This is a genomic window from Oceanicaulis sp. UBA2681 (assembly GCF_002354675.1).
Classification (GTDB): domain Bacteria; phylum Pseudomonadota; class Alphaproteobacteria; order Caulobacterales; family Maricaulaceae; genus Oceanicaulis; species Oceanicaulis alexandrii.
The window spans coordinates 589,031-608,709 of the sequence record NZ_DEMB01000016.1 but is presented as its reverse complement, the minus strand read 5'-3'; the positions used below and the strand labels follow the sequence as shown (position 1 = coordinate 608,709).

Genomic DNA, 19,679 nt, shown 5'->3' with positions numbered 1-19,679 from the left:
CTGCCCCGACACTCAGCGAATGCGCCACCTAGATCGGAAGCTTTTCGGTGGCCGGTCCGGCGCCATTGAAGCGGTCCAGCAAATCCTGAGAGCTCATATCTTGATAGTGCTGCGCATTCCGGCACGCCCAAAGACTTGCCCGAAAATCACGCCCGTTCAGCCGTCCCTTTTTCTGACCAAGGGAAATTACCCCGATCTCGTGAAATATTGCGATGATACGCTTGGTCGTTGTTCGAACCTCGCTGGGCAGTTCGGCCCTCAGGGATTTTTGGATAGCCCGAAGATCAATCAGATCACACTCGAAGGGGGGCTCATAGTTCGCGATCTTCTCAGTGATTACCGCCTCCAGCTCATCGATCGACTGGGAGATCATGATCTCCTTGCCAGCCGTCGAAGGTGGCGCGGCGTCTGGGTTGTATTTGGAGAGATCGACGTTCTGCAGATAGTGCAGAATGACGCCCAGCGAGCGGTCACGCCACGCTACGAGCCGCTTGAAGTACTCTGGCGACGGTCTTGGCCGCCTAGTGTTCACAACGAAGTAGCGACGATCATCTGGCGCCAAAATTAGCGCATTTGAATGGTTCGTCAGAAACATGAAGTGGACAAAATTTTCCATCTCATAGCTACGTTTGTATTTATCTTCGATCACAACCCTAGGCTCAGTGATTAGTTCCTTCATCTTATTCGAAACCTCGAGCCTACCGAAGTCGATGGCTTCCTCCACCACGTTTAGGATGCGAGAATCCATGTAGGGATTGAACTGACTCTTTAGCTGGGTCGGGTTCACTGTGCCGCAATTGGTGCGCCCAAGAAGCCGGATGATAGTTTGAGCCAAAAGGCTCTTACCGGTGCCCTGTCCGCCCACCAGGACGACAGCATACTTGATCTTGTGATTGGGCCTTTGAATAAGATGCGCTAGCCAGCGGATCAGCGTCTCAGCCTCTTTTTTGTTTTCGCAAAGGCGGCGCACCCACCTCACAAAAGGCCATGCAGAGCCTTCCTCTGGCTGCACGTCTGTCGGCAGCCAAGTGTTTAGCCCACGCATCCCATCGCCGAGGCTTACGATTGGGCGGTCACCCTTCGGGCGAAAAACCACATCCTCCACCTTCCGGAAGTCGCGATCCTCCAAGAGCGATGTTGAAGGCTTCCTGTCGACATGTCGAAACAGATTGTCAAAGTCGCGTAGCTCAAACCTGCGGCCCGTTACTGTGTCGACTAGGATTTCAATGCCTCCGACGTAGATCAGTCTTTTTGCAAGTTCTTGAATGCTCAAGGCGTTAAATGTTCGGATGTCGGACAGCTTGATGGGCTTGGCATCTGTCAGCAGTGAGTGAAGATCCACGCCATCCGGTGCAGGATCGGCAATATCCCAGCCTTCGACCCCGACAGAGGATGGATCGACTACAGCAAGGGATTTTGCCCCGACTTTCGCCAGTTGATTTGACCATGCCTCTACGCTTTTACGCCCAGCCTCGTCATTGTCAGGCCAGAGCACGACATCACGACCGGCTAGCGGCGTTGCATCTGTTTTACCAACCGCCCCAGCGCCATTTGCCCAGGTGATGCAGATATGGTCTGGGAATAATTCAGCCGCAGTGTCGCAGGTCTTCTCGCCTTCAACCATCAGGACCGGCTTGTCACATTGTGAAACGAGCTCATGCACTCGGTAAAGCGGATGTCGATCTAAACCTGGGCCTTTCATCCGCCAGCTCAACTCTTTGCCAAACCAGCAGTATGGTGTGAACAGCTTCTTGGCCCCGTCTTCGAAGCGAAGGCGATAGAACGCGATATCCCCAGACTCAGTGTGATACGGCCATGAGCTCACCAGCTTGTAGTTGCTTTTGCCGGGGAACGACTGCCCCAACTTTAGGTTCGGGCCAGTTGCATCTGTGGGGACCGGTATTAGCGCCCGATCTTGAGCTTTCGCTTTGGCTTTGCCAATTTTGATGCTCAGCTTGGTGGCGAGTTCGCAGGCCGCATCGCTCCGCGTGCCTACTCCACGGTGCGCTTGCCACAACGCAATTAGGTCACCTCCTTTTTGGCCCGTCGCAAAGTCCTTCCAGAAGCCTTTTTTAGTATTGATCTTCAGGCTTTCACCTGCCTCAGCCTGAATGGAGCCCATCACGACGGTGTCTCCTTGAGAGACTGCGTTCGGAAAGAGCGCGCGGGCTGTCTCAGCGTAGCCCCGGGTTTTGATTTCGGCTTTCACGGCCTTGATGATGTCGTAGCTCATGACAGCCTCCCGCGATTGCCTTCCACACGGGTGGAGTTCAAAAACTCCAAGACCTCGTCGCGGCTGTAGCGGACGCTTCGGCCCAATTTTCTGTAGGCTAGTCGCGCGAATAGACCTCGTCCCGTTGAACGAGCTTTCTCTAAAGTTGATGGTGAAATCTGCAGCAATCGAGCAAGCTGGTTTGTCGTCAGCCAATCGCTTCCTCTTATTGCAGCTCCATCAGGATCGCTTGGATTGTGAGTCGGCGTTTGTGTCTTGAATGCCATTGTTTTGCTCCGCCGGTTAATGGAGGAGCAAACCTCTTCACTCGAAGCATTTGTTGCACTGAGCGGAAACCGGACCTCAGACTGCGCCGGGTTTTTGTAAGTTTGCTAAAAAGGATTTGAGCTCTCGACTGCGAAGGAGGTCATAAACTTCACCCTCGTGAGTACCAGGCCTGAGTTTTCCGAGCTCTCCGACAAGCCACTTGACACAAGCGCTCGGTCGATCGGCAACACCGTCGGGACCATAAAGTGTATTGGTGATCTGGTTGCCTTGTCCGTGATAGTGGATCAGTAGCCATTGGACTGCCCCACGAATAGGCAGTGGCTTGCGCCCATCCATGCTCATTAGGTCGAGCGCCTCGCGCACCACCATTTCAACATCGTTGAGATCTGCATTCCGGCCGAAGCTATTACCTAGTGCATTGAGGTGTTCGACGACTTCTTCAGGTTGGGCTCGAATTGCTTTCAACAGGCACTTCAACGGCTTCTGTATCGCCCGCCCGCGCCGGTTCCAGCCGTCTTCTATAGCGAGTGCTTTACCAGCGAGTTCGCGAGCATAATTGAGGTCTGCTGCCGCGCGTTTCAAGTTTGCGCGACCCAGCTGACTTGCCCGTTGAAAATCGTCCCATTCCATCGTCTGATAATAGCAACATCCCGTTCAATCCGAAATGCTTGGTGGTATCAGCCGCTAGCATACGATATTCGTCTTGGTTCAGTCCCCGTAGCTCAGTCGGATAGAGCACTGGATTCCTAATCTAGGGGTCGCAGGTTCGAATCCTGCCGGGGACACCACCGCTTGTCGGACGTCACAGGACGTTGGACAAAATCCAACAAAATTGGATCGATGCAGGCCACTGCCGACCAGTGGAATCTCATCACAATTGAGGGCGGCGCGGGACTCAGGTCATAGTTGGAAAGTGAAATTAGTATCCAGAGAACATATGCTGAACTTTTTAAGATTCAGCCCTTGCGCCGCGCTTCTCCGTTTCCAATATGTTCTGGATCGTGATGTAAGGACAGGCTGGCCATGACAACACACCAGATTACATTTTTCTCAGTCGACAACGGGGACGCCGTGCTACTTGAGGCGCATGGAAAAACTGTGATGACAGACATCCGTTACAGGGCCGGGTGTACGGATGATGATGACGACTTTAATGACTTTGCGCCGACTATTCGCGACGCCTGCGACAACGATCAGTTGGATGTTTTTGTGCTCACCCATCCCGATGAAGACCACCTGCTAGGCTTTAGTGAGGTCTTCCACCTCGGTGATCCGGATAAACGGGATTCCGATCCGGACGAAGGCGACGTCTCAATTGTTGTGGATGAGATCTGGTGCTCCCCCTACGCCGCTGATCCAAACTATACGACCGACACCTCAAAACCTGTTCTTGATGAAATTGCACGCCGAAAAGCCCTGATGGGTACGCCAGCTGGCAGTAAAGCTGGTAACCGGCTTCGGATCCTTACGGCAACAAACGGAGCGGCAGAGTCCCTTGCCCCGGGTGTCGAATGGCGGCTGCTCGCGCCAACGGTTGAAGAAGCCGATATCCCGAAGGCAACCGGCGACCAGCCGAAAAACAGCTCCAACCCGTCTAGCTTGGTCATTCAGTGGTCCGTCAAGGTTGGCGGAAAGGTGTCGAAGATCGTCCTGGGTGGTGATTCGACCGTCGATGTGTGGGAGCGGATCAACCACGACTACAACTTCGATCAGAAAAATTGGAACGTTCTTCTCGCCCCTCATCACTGTTCCCGCCACTCGATGGGGCGCGCAGTGAAGAAAGATGGCAAGGAAAGCTTCGAGTGGTCAGACGACGCCTATAACGGGCTAAACAACCCTGTCGGTTCTTCTCCGCACATTGTCTCGAGCTCTCGGAAGTTTACCGAGAAGACGCCGCCGAACCCTCTAGCTAGGGACAGGTACCACAAGATGCTCGCTCAAGGCGCGGCAGTTAACGACGCCGTCCGCTCCAGGTTCCGTGTTACGGCGGGAAAGAAGGGCGAGAAAGCCAAGGATATCGTGTTTCGACTGACCAGCTTAGGGCCTGTGCTGAGCATCGCCGGCACAGGGGCTGCCGCAGGCGCGACGCCTGCGTCTGCTGGCGGCGGCGGATATGGCTGAAAAAGACGACACGCCGCCGCGTCAAATCCTTTGGGAGCTTGCGCGGATCAAGCGCTTCCCGGCGGTTATTGATGGGACTGTCGTGCTAGCAGGAGACGAGCACGACAGGATCGAAATCCAGTTTGATTTTAGGACTGACCAGCTATTGGACGGCGTGCCTGACGCCCCCATTCTCGACGTGGAGCCGATCCGGCTGATCTATCAGACTTTGGACGCAGTTGGGCGCCGAGCCCCGTGGGTTCATAGTGGTCGGGCTGACTTTCCAAGAGATTTGCCACACCTTAATCCGACTGCGGACGATGACCCGGCTTGGCTCTGCCTCGCCCGCTCCGGCGTTCAAGCCATTTACGACCGCACCGGTATTGAAGGTGTTTTGCTCAGGCTGAGCGACTGGCTTGCTGACGCCAAAATTGGCGCTCTGTCGGACGATGGATGGGATCCTGTTCCGCTGGGGTTTTCGAAAAACTGGGCGTTCGGCTATCTAGACGCGAAAGCCTTGCAAACCCATGCAGAAAGCCTTCCCCAAGGAGGCTACGCCTTCCTTTCAGCCCATGTGAGAATCGGAAATGGGCAAGACGTCCTCCTTAGAGCTGACACGCCGATCATCGACACGGCGGATGAGACCAAGCGGAAGGCCGCAAAGCATGAGATGCTCAACGGCCCGCCACCTGGCAGTCCGTTCGGTGCAGCTATTCCGGTCATCTTTTGCTGGCCCGAGCAGTCGCGCATAGACCATGTCCCCCGATTTAATCGCTGGCGGGATATGAAAAGCCTGAAGGTCGGTTTGCAAGAGGCCGGATTGTGGGGCGCCGCAGAGGAAGCCGCGGTAACAGTGGGCCTCTATTTCGGCGACAGCTCTCCAAAGGTACGCGTACCGGACAAGCTTCCTAATGATAGGCGGGCCTTCGTCCTTGTCGTCGGCCTTTGGCGCCCTAGCCCGCTCGACCCGACAATCGCCGGGCTTGCCGAAAACGAAACCGCGCGGTCGCTCGAACTTCGCGCTTTCTACCTTGAACGCGGATCGTCTGTCGATGATTGCTGGGCGATCGGGACGACCGTTCGAGATCTCATCGGTCTCGCGCCGGCGACAGCCGATACGCTGTCGGCCGTCTCAGGCGAAAAGCCTCTCCCATCGCCATTGATCATCGGTGCTGGAGCCTTGGGTTCGGCCTTCCTTAACTACGCAAGTCGCGGCGGGACACGTGCAATTCGCGTGATCGATGAGGATTATTTTTTGCCTCACAATGTCGCGAGACACCAGGCCGACCTATTTTATGTAAGGGAACGCAAGAGCGAGATTGCGCGTGATTTGGTCCAGCTTCGATCTGAGGACGCTTCGGTAGCCGCTCGCTCAGAGGACGTTCTCCTTCTTTCAACGGAGACGCTCGACGCTGAAATCAAAGCTGCCGAGGTCGTGATCGACCTAACAGCCGAGCCGCAAGTTCGGTCGCGGCTCTCGCATCGTAGATGGAGCGCGCGTCCAATTGTGCGTTCTGAGGTTTTTCATAAAGGCCGCCTTGGCGTCACCTTCATCACCGAGACAGGCGCCCCCCAAACACTGGCTTGCCTCTACCACCAGCTCATTGCGCTCCATCACCAGGAGCCTGTAATCCGCGCATGGTTGGAATATGAACAATCGCGCACGTTCAAGGACGAAGAATTGCTGGTCGGATTCGGGTGCCGCTCTTTGACCACCCGCATGCCCGCGTACAAAGTCGACGCTCACGCGTCGACCGCATTTGCTTTTGCAAAGTCGCGGCTCGGCGAGACGTCCGAGCCTGCCGTCCTGCTCCACGAGATCGACGAACATGGTCTCACCAAAGAGACGCGTGTCATTGAACCGGAGCCAGTTCACGCGTTTAAGAATGTCGCCGATCTTCGCAATTGGCGGGTGGTGGTGGTGCAGTCCGCCCTCGACGCCATGCATTCTCAGCGTGAGCAGAACAGCCCCTCAGAAACTGGCGGGTATCTTTATGGCGTAATCGACGAAGCCACATCGGACATTTATGTCCTCTATGCCTCGCCGGAGCCTCCCGGAAGCAAAGCTGGGCCCTCTCGCATAGATCTCGCTCGGTCTGGACGAACCGGGCAGGAGCGCGCGTTTATCCGGCGCACGTTCAATAGGATTGGCGTAGTTGGAACCTGGCATTCCCACCCCAATTCCAGCGCCACGGCATCCGAAACGGACCGTCAAACGCTTGACCGCTTTGTCGATCAGGATGCGCAACGTGGTCTACCGACCTTGATGGCGATTACGGGGGTGTCCGCTGATCGATTTTATGTCTTGGAGCCTGACGACGCTTTGGATTGATCTGTCTGCTGCGTATCGGGAACTGGAAGGCTTAAGTACTCGACATACATTTCGCGTCCGTAGTGGATTCCGAACCGCACCATTCGGTAAGTTGCGACACCTGCAGCCACGCCAAGCATTACAGCGATCGGCCAGGACTCGCTCTCCAGCACTAGGACAAGTAGGCCAGCCACGAGCAACCCCGCAGCAACGCCGCGCATCAAACCATAGTTCCGGTTGAATCGCTCAATCCGCTCTACATCGCCTTGTCGTTTTATCCGGACCATGATTTCTCGGATCATAGCGCGTCCATCCGCAAGCTCGGTTCGATCAATCGAGAAGTCTGCTTGAAGCCGCTCGTCCAACCGATTGAGTTGGTCATCGCTTAGTAGGAGCGTCTTGACCCTTGCAGGCCATGACGAGGGCATTCCACCCATCACACTCCAAACGATGGTCTCCCACAGATTGCCAACCGCTTGAAGCAAATGTCCGGCGAGGAAGGCCAAGATTAAGACCAAACCCAGATCACCAAGCGTTATGGAAGCCCCAAGCAAGGACGTCCACTCAGGGAAGAGGAGCGACGCAGTCACGACCAGGATCGATCCGGGCACGATCACACCGATATAGTCGTAGGCCTCAAACTTCACGTCAGCGTCCCATGTCCCAATAGTCTCTCACTTGCCGCGTACCGTTTAACAATCTGAAGTCACCCGCATATTTCATCCAGCCGAAGCGAGGGTCCATGCTTGATTGCGCCTACGATTCACTGAGCAGCCAGCCCGTCACACTGATCATCCTGGCGGTACGGTCTGACCTTCGAGCTAGTTGATCCGACACTACCGCCCCAACACCTCGAATTACAGGAAGAGTATCGGACCATTCCAACTTGGTATAGCGATCAGGCTGATTCGGCGGTCGGGTCCCATCCGGATACCAGCCATAAAGGTCGAACACGCGGAATTTGAGAAGCTCTGTGATCTCCGGATTGGTGTCGGTCAGCTTTGCAAGAAACGCGGGTGAGACGCAGAGGTTGGCGAGGTTGGTGTAGCATTCCACATCGTCACTGAGCGCATAGACATGATTGAACTGAAGGTCCTGTGGTCTCCGCTTAATCTCGTTGGCCCACAAAAATGCGTCTGTCGGTGCCTTGTTGTCATCAAACCCAATAATCCGCCCTTCTCGTTCCTCAGTCTCTCCACGCCGTCGGGCATCGCGCACGATAGGGAACAGGGCTCGTGCACCCGTTTGAGCGACGGTGTCCGGATGACTGAAGATTGTAAGAGAGGCAACAGCCTGCGCTAGGTCGCGATAGGCGGTTTGCCGGATGACACCGGCCAGCGCCTCCCGCCCGTCTAGGCCGTAGTCGGAAAGAGTCTTCAAGCCACCCTCGATGCTCACATCGATTGTGACTCATAACCCGTGGTATTTTAGTCATCAACCGTAGACGCAAGTCCGATGGAGTTGCGTCACGTCCTTGCCCTTAATATCCAGCGTTTGCGGCGCGAGCGAGGCTTTAGCCAGGAAGCTTTCGCCGACCATGCGGGTATGGATCGGACTTACATCAGCGGTATAGAGCGCGGCGTTCGCAACCCCACAGTCGGCGTCCTCTCGCGGCTTGCCACAGCTCTCGATGTTGAACCATGGCAGCTTCTGAAGCCGCGAGGCTAAAAGATGGCGAGCTCCTTAGGCTAGGGCACTGCAGGTTTGCCTGACTTCCGGTCGATGTAGTCGCTCACTCGCCCCATGCTTTCCAAGAGAAAATCGCTCGATGGTTTCACGTACAGCGCCGTTACATCACCTCGAGCAGTGGTGTGATTGAGCAGGCGCTTCGTGGTGTATGGGTCCAGGCCCGCTTCAACACACGCCGTCGCAAATGTTCTCCGAAGCACGTGTGGGGTCACTCCAGGGATCGTCTTCTCGCTCGTGCGCTCAATGTGGCCGTCCACACTGCGCGCTGCTGGGAACACGAACGGTGAGTTCGGCATGAACACCGTGTGCGCTTCACGAGCATCCGCGAGTATCGCTTTCAGCTGGCTTGATAGCGGTAGGTCAAAGGCCTTGTTCCGTCCCCCTTTTGGATTGGGCCGGTGAACACGGTCTTCAAAGACCTCATCCCAACGGACCGTGCAGGCGTCCCTCTTGCGAAGGCCCGAGTAAAGAACGAAGCGCCAGAACGCCCTTCTCGTAGGGTTCTCCAGCTGATCGACAAGATCCAGCCATTCCGGCAGCGCCTCCCAAGTCAAGACGGGCTGAGAGTTCCGTTCCTGAAACGGGTCAATTGCCATGGCAGGGTTTGGTGGCAAGCCATCAGTGGTCCTTATGGCGTGATTGTAGATCGCACGAAACAGGGCCAGAGCTTTGTTCGCTGTGGTCGGCCCGCGCTTGCCCCAGCTGGTGTGCCAGCTTCGCAGGTCGTGCTTAGTGATCTGCGCCAGCGGTCTGTTGGCATTGGGCAACAGGCAGAGCTTCCAATTGGACTTGTACTGGCTGAACGTCCGCGGTGAGCCACCTTTGCGCTTCAGCGCTTCCAAGTAAGGCGGATAGGCATCTCCCAGAGTGAGCCCGCGTTCAGCCGCCAGCCTTCGTGCCTGAATGAGGTCTTCGCCTTTGCGTCCCGCTAGCTTGAGCTCGATGGCTTCTGCCCGGGCGTCCGCGACGGAAATCTCAGATACGCGAGCAATCACCTTTTTTTCTCATCCGCTTGCCGATGCGGAAGTGAATAAAGAAACTTCCAGGCATTTTGGCGGACGTTCTGTAGGCTCCGAAACCGGTAACCTCAGTGTCGTAAAGGACAGTCGGTTTGCCCGCCGTGAGCGGTGGAACAAGGTGTTTCTGGATAGCAGCCGTTGTCAGCTTGAGCTTCAAAGAGGTGGGCGCGTTGATTGGTGTCTGAAGCGACAATATGGGTCTCCCGATCAGTTATGGGGAGCCCCTTCCTATGGCGTCGTTGTAGCAATGCGAACAGCCTGGTAGCGGTATGGGAGCTTGCTCAAAGCTCTTCCAAGTCGTTCGCAGCAACTTGTAACGCACCGAAAGCCTTTGGAGCGCAATGGTAACGCGACGTGTCAAAGTCCCTGCGGATACATACATCGTCGTCCAATTAACCGGTATTTTTACCACTAAAAAAGGGAAGCCGAGCTATCTAGATCCAAATCCATCTAAGCCATTGAACTTAATTAGGAATCTGATGCTCTATCCTGCTGAGCTACGGGGACACGCTCGCGGAAAATAAGCCGGGATGACGGGCGCGTCACCCCGGCGAATGCTTATTGCGGCGCCTGGGTCAGCGCAGCGCGGACCGCCGCCAGGTCTGCAAGCTTGAAGTTCTGGCCACCCGTGTCTTCGGCGTCGTCTTGCGCCAGGAACACGCCCTCTGGGTAGCCAGGCAAAGGCAGGGCGTGAACGTCGATGCCGTCGGTCTCGCTGGTGCGGTCGATTTCGCCGCCATTGATCTCGAAACGGCCAATCAGGCCATTGTCAGCGGTGTTGAAGACAGCATAGGCGTTATCGCCCTGGCTGGAGACGACGAGCCAGGGCGCCGCGCCGTCTTGCGGCCACAGGGCCACGCCTTCCGCATCGGCGATCAGGCTGTCAGAGTTCACATCCGCCAGCTTGGTGCGCGCTTCGCCGCCATCTGGCTCTGCGTCATAGATCCAGACCGCCACATTCTCTTCGGCGATATAGAGCGTGCCTGTCTGATCATCGACGGCGCAGCCTTCGGTGATCGTTCCCAGAGAGAAGCTGCGAACGGTTTCGCTGCGCATGGCGCCATCTTCAAACCACAGGCGTTGCTGCATCAGGCGACCGGTGTCGTCTTCTGTGACAAAGGCGAACAGGGCGTTATCGGACGGGCGCTGATACAGGCACAGGCCATAGGGGTCGACAAAATCGAGCGGCAGGACCCCGCCGGGCGCCGCGCTCAGCGTTCCCGTTTCACGATCGATGAAGAAGACCGCCAACGCGATATTGGTGCGGTCTGAGGCGACCGCGATGTCCACGGTCTCCTCACCGGCTTCAAACCCATAGCGCACATCGACATTGTTCATGCGCCCGGCGGCCAGGTATTGGGCGGTTTCCCCGTCCAGCGTGTAAACGTAGAGCCCGCTTTTCTTGTCTGTGCCCAGGATGCGCGACTGGGCCGGGTTTGTGGCGCGCCACAGGGCGGGATCATCCGCCGCGTCGCCAGCGCCGGCGACCGCAGCTGTTTCCATGCTGGCGGGGACAGAGACGCGTGGAAGGCTCGGACCTGGCGCCTCTGAGCAGGCGCTCAATACGCCTGCACACGCTGTCACAAAGAGCATAGAAACTGTCGCGCGCATAACGCATCCCCCTTTTGTCGGACTGAACCGGTTCTCTCGGCAGCTTGCATAAAGGGAGTGTCCTGTCTTGGACAAGTCGCGTTCAAGCATTGTCATATTGAGTGCGTACAGCCGACACAAAGCCGTGTTCCACGCAACATGAAAGTGTCGCCAGAGCTCTTCATAACCCCTTCCTATCAGCGTGCAGGTTTGCGCGTGACTTATTGCGTCTTGATATATGTCGGGGGACTTTCAGATGAAGCGTATGACCAGTTTGCTGGGTGCGGCGTCCATGATGGCGCTTGCGGCGGGGGCGGCCCAGGCGGGCGAGATTACCGGCCGTGTGACAGAATCGACCGGAACGGTCGGTCTTCAGGGCGCCATTGTCCGGATTTCCGAGACCGGTCAGACGGTGTCCTCCGCGCGCGACGGCTCCTTCCGTCTCAGCAATGTCCCGGCAGGTGATTTCACCCTGATGGTGGATTATCTGGGCGCGGACGCCCAGACCCGCTCCGTCACCCTGATCAGCGCCGACGATCAGGTCGAGACCAATTTCGTGCTGGGCGCGGACGTCGCCGCCGATGACAATATTCTCATTATCGGTCAGCGCGGTCAGCTGACCAGCGCGCTGAACCGACAGCGGGCCGCAGCAGGTCTCATTTCGGTTCTGTCCGCCGACGCTGTGGACCGCCTGCCTGACGAAAACGTGGCGGAGGCCGCGCGCCGCATCGCGGGCGTCAACGTGCTCAATGACCAGGGCGAAGGCCGCTTCGTCTCGATCCGCGGCATTGACCCGAACCTGAACACCACCACGGTGAACGGCGTGCGCCTGCCGTCCCCGGAAGCGGACAACCGCCAGGTTCCGCTCGATGTGATCGATTCCGATGTCCTGTCCTCGATCGTGATTTCAAAGTCGCTGACCCCGGACATGTCGGGCGACACCATTGGCGGCAATATCGAGATCGAGACGCTTTCGGGCCTGGATCAGGACGAGCGCCTGCTGCAGCTCAGCCTGCGCGGCATTTATGCGGACGTGGTGGAAGAGTTCGGCTATCGCGGCTCTTTGACGTTCGCGGACAACTTCATGGATGGCCGTCTGGGCGTCGCTCTGTCAATCTCCGACCAGCTCCGCAAGTTCGGCTCGGAAAACGCCGAAGTGGATGGTGGCTGGGAAACGGGCGTGTCGGTTCCGTTCCCGGGTGAGTTTGAGAACCGCAATTACGACATCACGCGCGAACGCACCTCCGTGGTCTTCAATCTCGATTTTGACGCCACTGAATCCACGAACCTCTATCTGCGCTCGACTTATTCCGATTTCTCCGATCAGGAATATCGCTCGCGGGTCGAGAACAAGTTTGAAGACCCTGATTATCTCGACAGCTCGTCTGGCGGCGGCGCCTTCTTTGACGCGTCCACGGGCGATGAGTTCGAAGTCGACCGCGACATCAAGGATCGTCTGGAAGAGCAGACCATCTACGCCATCGCTGTGGGCGGCGAGACCTTCACCGGTCCCTGGACGCTCGATTACCAGCTGGCCTACGCCTATGCCGAAGAAGCCGAGCCCGACCGGATCGATACCGGGTTCCGCGCCAAGTTCGATGAGGGCGTTTTCGGCGTCAATGTGAACGACGCCATGCTGCCGCAAGTGATTTTCGGCGACGCTGCCGCTGAGGCCGCCTATCTGGATGCGTCAAACTATGAGTTTGATGGTCTCGAATTCCTGAACGGCGTTGCAGAGGACGATGAATGGTCCTTCCAGTTCAACGTTCAGCGCGACATGGCGTTCGGACAGTATTTCGGCTTCATCAAGAGCGGCGTCCAGTATCGCACGCGTGAGAAGTCCTATGATGCGACCGCCTTGGTGTATGGCGGCTATGACAACGGGTCCGGCGATGACCTGACCCTGGCCGGTTTCGCATCGTCGGTGGAGTATCCGCTGGGTCAGTTCGGTCCGGCTGCCGTGCCTCAGACGGTTCGCGGCTTCTTCAACGCCAACCGCGCCAATTTCGAACTCGATGACACCGATACGCTGTTCGCCAGCGCCGGGGATGATTATTCCGCCTCGGAAGATGTCTTCTCGGCCTATCTGATGGGCTCTGTGGACATCGACGCCCTTCGTATCGTTGCGGGCGTCCGGGTTGAAGACACCCAGTTTGACACCACTGGCAACCAGATCGACGAAGATCTTGAGAGCGTCACCTCGGTCAGCGCCGAGAACGCCTACAACGACTGGCTGCCGAGCGTGAACCTGCGCTATGAAGCGTCCGAGAACGTGATCGTGCGCGGTGCATACTACGCTTCGATCTCGCGCCCGAACCTGGCGCAGACGGCGCCGCGCATCGTCATCGACGATGATGACGAGGCCGAAGCCGGCAATCCGGATCTCGATCGCCAGCAGGCCCAGAACTTTGATCTGATGGTGGAGTACTATCCCACCGAAGACGCTGTGATCTCCGGCGGCGTGTTCTACAAGTCGATCGACAATCTGATCGCGACTTTTGTGGATGACAATCCGGGCCAGCTGAATGGCGCAGACATCAACGAGCTGACCACATTCGCAAATATTGACGAGGCTGATCTGCTGGGCTTCGAGTTCAACTACCAGCAGGCGCTCACCATGCTGCCGAGCGTTCTGCAGCACACCATCATCGGCGCCAATTACACCTATGTGGACTCCGAAGCGACCTTGGCGGATGGCCGTGAGATCACGCTGCCGCTGCAGTCCCAGAACGTTTTCAACCTGATGCTTGGCTATGATGACGGACGTCTCGATCTGCGCGCTGCGCTGTCGTATCGCGACGATTTCATTGATGAGCTGGGCGGCGAAGCGGCGGAAGACCGGATCGCTCTGGAACACACCCAGATTGATTTCTCCGCCAAGTACGATCTGACCGATACTCTGCGTCTGTATTTCGACTTCAAGAACGCCTTTGACGAGCCGTTCCGTGCGGCCTTCCGCGATGGCGGAGTTGAGTTGAACTCCCAGTATGAAGAGTATGGCTGGCAGACCCAGTTCGGCTTCCGCTACACCTTTGGCGGCTAGGCCTGAGCGTCTTTAACGACGCCCCATGGACTGCAAGCGCCCCGGAGCGAATAGCTCCGGGGCGCTTTGCTGTCCGCTGCACTATGTCGCGCGCCGGGTATTTCCAAAAAAGGCGAGCTTGTCTTATAGCGCAGTCATGTTTCGTGCGTCTCACCCTGTCCTGTGCCGGATTGCGGCGGCCTTCATCGCCTTGCAGGCGCTGTGGCCGTCCATGGCGGCGACGGCCTATGCCGCAGGGTTTGATGAGGCGAAATATCTGTGCGGCACGCTGGCGATGGAGCTGGACGCGGAAGCCCGCGCCCAGATCGCCGAACTGGTCGCACTGACCGGACTGGAAGAGCCACAGGACCACCCATCAGGCTTTGAACCCTATGACTGCGTCGCCTGCGCGCTGGGGCATGTTGCGGCGCTGGTTGCAGACGCGCCGCGCCTGGCGCACCGAACACCGATCCAGTGCGAGCCCGTGTGTGTGCGGATTGACCAGGCGAGCCCTCGCACGCCCACCGGCCCTCCCGTCGGGCTGCGCGCGCCTCCGTTTTACAGCTGATCTTCTCCTCGCCGCGCCGGAAGGCGCGTGTCGGCGTCTGTCCCGTGGGGCGGGCGCGGAATCTGTTCTGTGAAACGAGAAACCATGTCTGTCATCCTGTTTGCGGGCGCGTCTGCGCTCGCCTTGTCCGCCGCCGCCTCAACCTCAACAGCCGAGGCTGCGCCCCAGTCTGACAATCCACGCTGGGTGGATGTCATCACCGTTACGGGCCGTTCGCCCCTGTCTCCGGATGCGACCGCCGTCCCGACCGAGTTGGCGCCCGCGGTGGCGCCGGACGCCGCCGGTCTCGCCGCGCGCCTGCCTGGCGCGGCGCTCGTGGATAACGGCGCGCTATCGGGTCAGGTCCAGTATCGCGGTCTTTATGGCGCGCGTGTCGCTGTTCGCCTTGATGGGCAGGCCTTCCATTCGGGCGGCCCCAACCTGATGGATCCGCCGCTGCATTATGCGCCGGCGCCCTTGCTGGAGCGGCTGGAAGTGACACGCGGCCCGGCGCCGGTGAGCCAGGGGCCGTCCCTGAGCGCGGGCGTGAACGCGGTGTTCAAGCATGTCGACTATGCCGAGACCACCAGCCCCGTTTTGAGCGCGGATATCACCTCCATCGTGCGCAGCGTGGATGAAAGCTATGCCGTCGGCGGCGTAGCCGGGATTGCGACGGATCGTCAGCGCTTTGAAGTGATCGCATCCACAGAGCGCGGTGAGGATCGAGACACGCCCTATGGAACCCTGAGCGGGACCGGCCATGCGCGCGATGTCTACGGTATGGGCTATGGCCTGCGCCTGACCGCGAACACTGAAGTGACGGCGGATTTCCGGCGCCAGGAAGGCGGTGAGACGGGTAACCCGCCTTTCCCCATGGACATTCGCTATATGGACACCTCCACAAGCCGTCTGGGCCTGACTACGCAGGTTGAGGCATGGAGCTTGTCAGTGCGCGCCGAGCATGCGCGCGTCGATCACGCGATGAACAACTTTGATCAACGCCCGGCGCCGGCGCCCATGCGCTTGCGAGAGACTCTGGCGAGTTCTGAAACCGTGACATTCGGGTTCGATGCGGAACGCGCCCTGCGTGACGGTGTCTTGCGTCTCGGACTGGACCGCGCAGACATTCGCCATGACACCACCATCACCAATCCGATGAATGCGGATTTTTTCGTCACGCCATTCCCTGATGTGGAGCTGGCGCGCACGGGCGTCTATGCCGAATGGGAAGGGCCGCTCTCCGCTTACGAGCTGTATGCCGGCGTACGGCTTGACGCTCATGACGCAGATGCGGGTGAGCCGTCTCTCGGAGCGGCGCTGCCCATGGGGCCGCGCATGTTGGCGGCGGCGTTCTCTTCGGCGGATCACTCCTGGGATGATGTGACGGTGGACGGCCTGCTGCGCCTTGCGCGGCCCGTCACAGAAACCCTGACGCTGCGGGGCGCGCTGGCGCGCAAATCCCGCGTCGCCGGGCAGGTTGAACGTTATGGCTGGCTTCCGATCACAGCGTCTGGCGGTCTGGCGGACGGCAACACCTATGTGGGGACGCTGGATCTGAACCCGGAAGTCGCGACGAGCCTTGAAGCGGGTTTCGACTATGCTTCGGATCGAGCGTATCTGCGGCCGACCGTCTATGTCGCTTGGGTCGATGATTACATCCAGGGCGTTCCGGCCGATCCAAATACGCCCGGCGTCGCCGATACGCCGCTTGAAATGGTGTCGGCGATGAACGGGGACCCGACGCCCTTGCGCTTCTCCAATGTGGACGCACGGCTGTACGGCTTCGATGCGGATTTCGGCCTGGTCCTGACGCCGAGCTGGCGCTTGGACGGCGTGCTGACCTATGTGCGCGGCGAACGCGATGATGTGGACGATGACCTCTACCGCATCACCCCCGCCAGCTTGCTCCTGAGCGCCACCTATGAGCAGGCGGTGTGGTCCGCGACCGTCGAAACGCTCATGGTCGCCGAGCAGGACAAGGTGTCCGCTGAGAACAGCGAGCTGGAAACTCCGGGTCATGTGGTGCTGAACGCTTACGGGCGCTGGGCGGTCAATGATCAGGTCAGCCTGTCTGCGGGCGTCGAGAACATTCTCGACCAGCCCTATCGCGATCACCTGGCGGGCTATAATCGCAATTCAGGTCTCGGCGTGCCCGTTGGCGAACGTCTGCCGGGCGCCGGCGCGGGGGTCTGGTTGCGGCTCAATACTCGCTTCTAGGCTTTGACCTTGTGAGGCTGACAGGCAGTATGCTCTCCTTCTGGGGGAGTTCTAAATGCTCAAAATCGCGCTTTGCGTGTTGGTTTTGGCCAGCCTGTCAGCCTGTCATGCGCCGGAACGGGCCGAGGTTTCGAGCGTCGCGCCTCTGGGTGCGCGCTCGGGCCACAGCTTCACTTATCTGGATGAAGAGGGCGCACGGCAAACCGCCCTGCTTGCAGGAATACGAGGCGCGGAGACGCCAGACTCCCGTGAACAGCTTCAACGTCTTCTTGATGAAGCAGGGCCGGCGCTGATGCTGATTGAAACAGAGGCGGGACGCGACCGATATGACCGGGCTGTGGTTCTGGCGCTGTTTGATCGGATGGAGGGTGAGGCGTACCTCGACGCGGACATGGTTCGCTCAGGGCAGGCGATGGTCTGGCCCAGACCTGGCGCGGACGAGCGCGCCTATAGTCTGTATGCGCTGGAAGCGGAAGCGCGACTGGCCGCAGAGGGAGCTTGGGGCAGCGGTGATTTTACAATCCGCGATCCGGACCCCGATCGCCTGGCCCAGACACTCGACAGCGCCCAGATCATTGAAGGCCGCGTCGTGGCGGTGGGAGAGGCGCGCAATGGCCGCCTCTATCTCAATTTTGGCCTGAATTGGCGCACAGATTTCACGGTGAGCCTGAACCGGGCGGACCGCGAGCGGTTTGAAGCGCAGGGGCTTTCGGACCCGGCCGAGTTGGAGGGCGCCGTCATTCGCGTACGAGGTTGGCTGTATGCAGAGAATGGACCCATGATCCATGTGTCGAGTCCGGCGCAGATCGAAATCCTCGATGCGCCAGACCCGACACCTTTGCCTTGAACGTCAGTCGGTAGGGATCAGGCCGGCTTCTTCCGGGTCTCCGACCACTTCGGTCAGATATTGTTTGAGTTTTTTCAGCGCCTGATGCTCCACTTGGCGGACCCGTTCTTTTGAGATGCCCAGACGTTCGCCCAGTTTCTCAAGCGTGACAGAATTCTCGCCCAGACGGCGCTCACGGATGATCAGCTGTTCTCGCTCGCTCAACCGGCCCAGCGCCTGGCCGAGCCATTGCGCGCGTTGGTTCTGGTCGCGGCCTTCCATGACCTGCGTTTCAGGGTCCGGGTTGTCATCCTGTAGCAAGTCCTGCCATTCGCCTTCACCATCCTCAGTGAAGGGGGCGTTCAGGGAGCGATCCACAGCAGCCAGGCGGCTCGCCATCTTCTCCACATCGTCTTCGCCGACGCGCAGGGCCTGGGCCACATAGGCGCGGTTTTCCGGTGTCAGCGCGCCAGAGCTGGTGTCCTTGATCAGGGAGCGCAGACGGCGGAGATTGAAGAACAATGATTTCTGGGCCGCGGTGGTGCCGGTGCGCACAATGGACCAGTTGCGCAGGACGTAATCCTGAATGGAGGCCCTGATCCACCAGGTGGCGTAGGTGGAGAAGCGAACCTCGCGTTCCGGTTCGAAGCGCGCGGCAGCCTGCATCAGACCGATATTGCCTTCCGAAACCAGGTCGGGGAACGGCAGGCCGTAATTGCGAAACTTGGCGGCGATGGAGATGACCAGCCTCATATAGGCCGTGGTCAGCGCATGCAGCGCCTCTTCATCGCCCTTTTCTTTCCAGGCGGTGGCGAGGTCCAGCTCTTGCTGACGCTCGAGCAAAGGAGCATCCATCGCCTGCTTCATATAACGCCGATCAGGGTCGACGGAGCGCGATGGGGCGGAGCGAGTCGGCGCAGATTGTGACATCTTGTTCGCTTTCGTTTCGCATGGGCCACTAACTTGTTCATGAGCTTATACGAACGATGCCCGGACCTGGATCACGCTCTGATGTGATAGTTCACAATTTGCTGGGGTGGAACGCAAAACGCCCCGCCAGATCGTTCTGGCGGGGCGTTGAACTGTGAATGTCCTGACGGGACGAAGCGGGGTTTAGGCGGCTTTTTTGGTCAGGGTGGTGGTCAGAAGCTCAAGCGCTTCCTCGCGATCGACTTTTTCAACCGCCGCCACTTCGCGGACCATGCGGTCGAGCGCGGATTCATAAAGCTGGCGCTCGGAATAGGACGGCTCGGGCTGATCTTCCTGACGGTGCAGGTCGCGTACGACTTCCGCGATGGAGATCAGATCGCCGGAATTGATCTTGGCTTCATATTCCTGGGCGCGGCGGCTCCACATGGTGCGCTTGACCTTGGGCTTGCCCTTCAGGGTTTTGAGCGCGTTCTGCAGGACATCGTCACTGGCCAGAGGGCGCATCCCCGCATCGGTCGCCTTGGCGGTCGGCACGCGCAGGGTCATTTTGTCTTGCTCGAAGGAGACGACGTAGACCTCGATATCAAATCCGGCGACGCTTTCTTTTTCGACGCCCACAACGCGGCCCACGCCATGGGCTGGATAGACCACATAGTCGCTTTTCTTGAACGTCTTATTATCGTTGGCGGATTTCTTGGTCATACGAGGCCCTCTCGTCCAAAGCCTGCCGAACTGGTCATGTTTGCGGGTCAGAATAGACCACACGAAAACCCGATCTGATCTAAGTGGAAGATCAGCGGTCGGACTTTCTATGATACAGTTACATCAAGGCGGTTGCTGTCCCGGAATACGCGCTTGTGCGCTTACCGAAGACAGAGATCATAACAGAAAAACTGCAAAAACTCAACTTGATGCGCAGTCGTGTCTA

Annotated in this window: 16 protein-coding genes and 1 tRNA gene; 8 read left to right on the top strand and 9 right to left on the bottom strand. The window is 58.4% G+C overall.

Annotated elements, in window-relative coordinates; all coding sequences use genetic code 11:
* Positions 1–28: 28 nt before the first annotated feature.
* From B3M53_RS14260 to B3M53_RS14255, 3 genes are all read right to left on the bottom strand, one after another.
* Entirely contained in the window at positions 29–2,233 is a 2,205-nt protein-coding gene (locus B3M53_RS14260; RefSeq protein ID WP_286800832.1) for a DUF5906 domain-containing protein, read from the bottom strand.
* The gene (locus B3M53_RS14750; protein ID WP_414690722.1) at positions 2,230–2,499 is read right to left on the bottom strand and encodes a helix-turn-helix domain-containing protein; all 270 of its coding nucleotides are present in this window, start codon (positions 2,497–2,499) and stop codon (positions 2,230–2,232) included. Before B3M53_RS14750 ends, B3M53_RS14260 begins: the two co-directional genes overlap by 4 nt.
* A gap of 76 nt (positions 2,500–2,575) precedes the next feature.
* The gene (locus B3M53_RS14255) at positions 2,576–3,130 is read right to left on the bottom strand and encodes a hypothetical protein (protein WP_286800830.1); all 555 of its coding nucleotides are present in this window, start codon (positions 3,128–3,130) and stop codon (positions 2,576–2,578) included.
* 81 nt (positions 3,131–3,211) lie between these two features.
* On the opposite strand from B3M53_RS14255, the gene B3M53_RS14250 reads away from it, so the two are divergent.
* The 3 genes from B3M53_RS14250 (at position 3,212) to B3M53_RS14240 (ending at position 6,932) form a co-directional block, all read left to right on the top strand.
* Positions 3,212–3,288, top strand: a tRNA-Arg gene (locus tag B3M53_RS14250).
* A 235-nt stretch (positions 3,289–3,523) separates the two neighbouring features.
* Positions 3,524–4,621 (top strand): hypothetical protein, encoded by a 1,098-nt coding sequence (locus tag B3M53_RS14245; protein WP_286800827.1) that lies wholly within the window; start codon positions 3,524–3,526, stop codon positions 4,619–4,621.
* Positions 4,614–6,932 (top strand): ThiF family adenylyltransferase, encoded by a 2,319-nt coding sequence (locus B3M53_RS14240; protein WP_286800826.1) that lies wholly within the window; start codon positions 4,614–4,616, stop codon positions 6,930–6,932. The genes B3M53_RS14245 and B3M53_RS14240 overlap by 8 nt, the downstream gene beginning before the upstream one ends.
* On the opposite strand, the gene B3M53_RS14235 is transcribed toward B3M53_RS14240, so the two are convergent.
* Positions 6,899–7,558, bottom strand: a complete 660-nt coding sequence (locus tag B3M53_RS14235; protein WP_286800824.1) for a hypothetical protein — start codon at positions 7,556–7,558, stop codon at positions 6,899–6,901. The two genes, B3M53_RS14240 and B3M53_RS14235, sit on opposite strands and share 34 nt — an antisense overlap.
* 109 nt (positions 7,559–7,667) lie before the next feature.
* Positions 7,668–8,291 carry a hypothetical protein gene (locus tag B3M53_RS14230; RefSeq protein WP_286800822.1) on the bottom strand — a complete coding sequence of 208 codons (624 nt, stop codon included), beginning with the start codon at positions 8,289–8,291 and terminating at the stop codon, positions 7,668–7,670.
* A 75-nt stretch (positions 8,292–8,366) separates the two neighbouring features.
* Here B3M53_RS14230 and B3M53_RS14720 point away from each other — a divergent pair, with 75 nt between their 5' ends.
* The gene (locus tag B3M53_RS14720) at positions 8,367–8,579 is read left to right on the top strand and encodes a helix-turn-helix transcriptional regulator (protein WP_349678846.1); all 213 of its coding nucleotides are present in this window, start codon (positions 8,367–8,369) and stop codon (positions 8,577–8,579) included.
* Positions 8,580–8,599: 20 nt separating this feature from the next.
* Here B3M53_RS14720 and B3M53_RS14225 read toward each other — a convergent pair whose 3' ends face one another.
* Positions 8,600–9,595: a tyrosine-type recombinase/integrase gene (locus B3M53_RS14225; RefSeq protein ID WP_286800821.1), complete on the bottom strand. Its 996-nt coding sequence runs from the start codon at positions 9,593–9,595 to the stop codon at positions 8,600–8,602.
* 582 nt (positions 9,596–10,177) lie between these two features.
* Positions 10,178–11,230 (bottom strand): phytase, encoded by a 1,053-nt coding sequence (locus B3M53_RS14220; protein ID WP_286800820.1) that lies wholly within the window; start codon positions 11,228–11,230, stop codon positions 10,178–10,180.
* A 235-nt stretch (positions 11,231–11,465) separates the two neighbouring features.
* On the opposite strand from B3M53_RS14220, the gene B3M53_RS14215 reads away from it, so the two are divergent.
* From B3M53_RS14215 to B3M53_RS14200, 4 genes are all read left to right on the top strand, one after another.
* Complete coding sequence (locus B3M53_RS14215; RefSeq protein ID WP_286800818.1) at positions 11,466–14,252, top strand: TonB-dependent receptor; 2,787 nt, start codon at positions 11,466–11,468, stop codon at positions 14,250–14,252.
* 136 nt (positions 14,253–14,388) lie between these two features.
* Positions 14,389–14,799 carry a hypothetical protein gene (locus B3M53_RS14210; protein ID WP_286800817.1) on the top strand — a complete coding sequence of 137 codons (411 nt, stop codon included), beginning with the start codon at positions 14,389–14,391 and terminating at the stop codon, positions 14,797–14,799.
* An 84-nt stretch (positions 14,800–14,883) separates the two neighbouring features.
* A complete protein-coding gene (locus tag B3M53_RS14205; protein ID WP_286800816.1) occupies positions 14,884–16,995 on the top strand; it encodes a TonB-dependent receptor plug domain-containing protein in 2,112 nt (703 codons plus the stop codon).
* Between the two features lie 55 nt (positions 16,996–17,050).
* The gene (locus tag B3M53_RS14200) at positions 17,051–17,842 is read left to right on the top strand and encodes a hypothetical protein (RefSeq protein ID WP_286800815.1); all 792 of its coding nucleotides are present in this window, start codon (positions 17,051–17,053) and stop codon (positions 17,840–17,842) included.
* Between the two features lie 3 nt (positions 17,843–17,845).
* Here the strand turns inward: B3M53_RS14200 and B3M53_RS14195 are convergent, their stop codons facing one another.
* Both B3M53_RS14195 and B3M53_RS14190 read right to left on the bottom strand, forming a co-directional pair.
* Positions 17,846–18,751 carry an RNA polymerase factor sigma-32 gene (locus B3M53_RS14195; RefSeq protein WP_286800814.1) on the bottom strand — a complete coding sequence of 302 codons (906 nt, stop codon included), beginning with the start codon at positions 18,749–18,751 and terminating at the stop codon, positions 17,846–17,848.
* A gap of 183 nt (positions 18,752–18,934) precedes the next feature.
* On the bottom strand, positions 18,935–19,453 hold the full coding sequence (locus B3M53_RS14190; RefSeq protein ID WP_022700321.1) for a CarD family transcriptional regulator: 519 nt from the start codon (positions 19,451–19,453) through the stop codon (positions 18,935–18,937).
* Between the last annotated feature and the right edge of the window lie 226 nt (positions 19,454–19,679).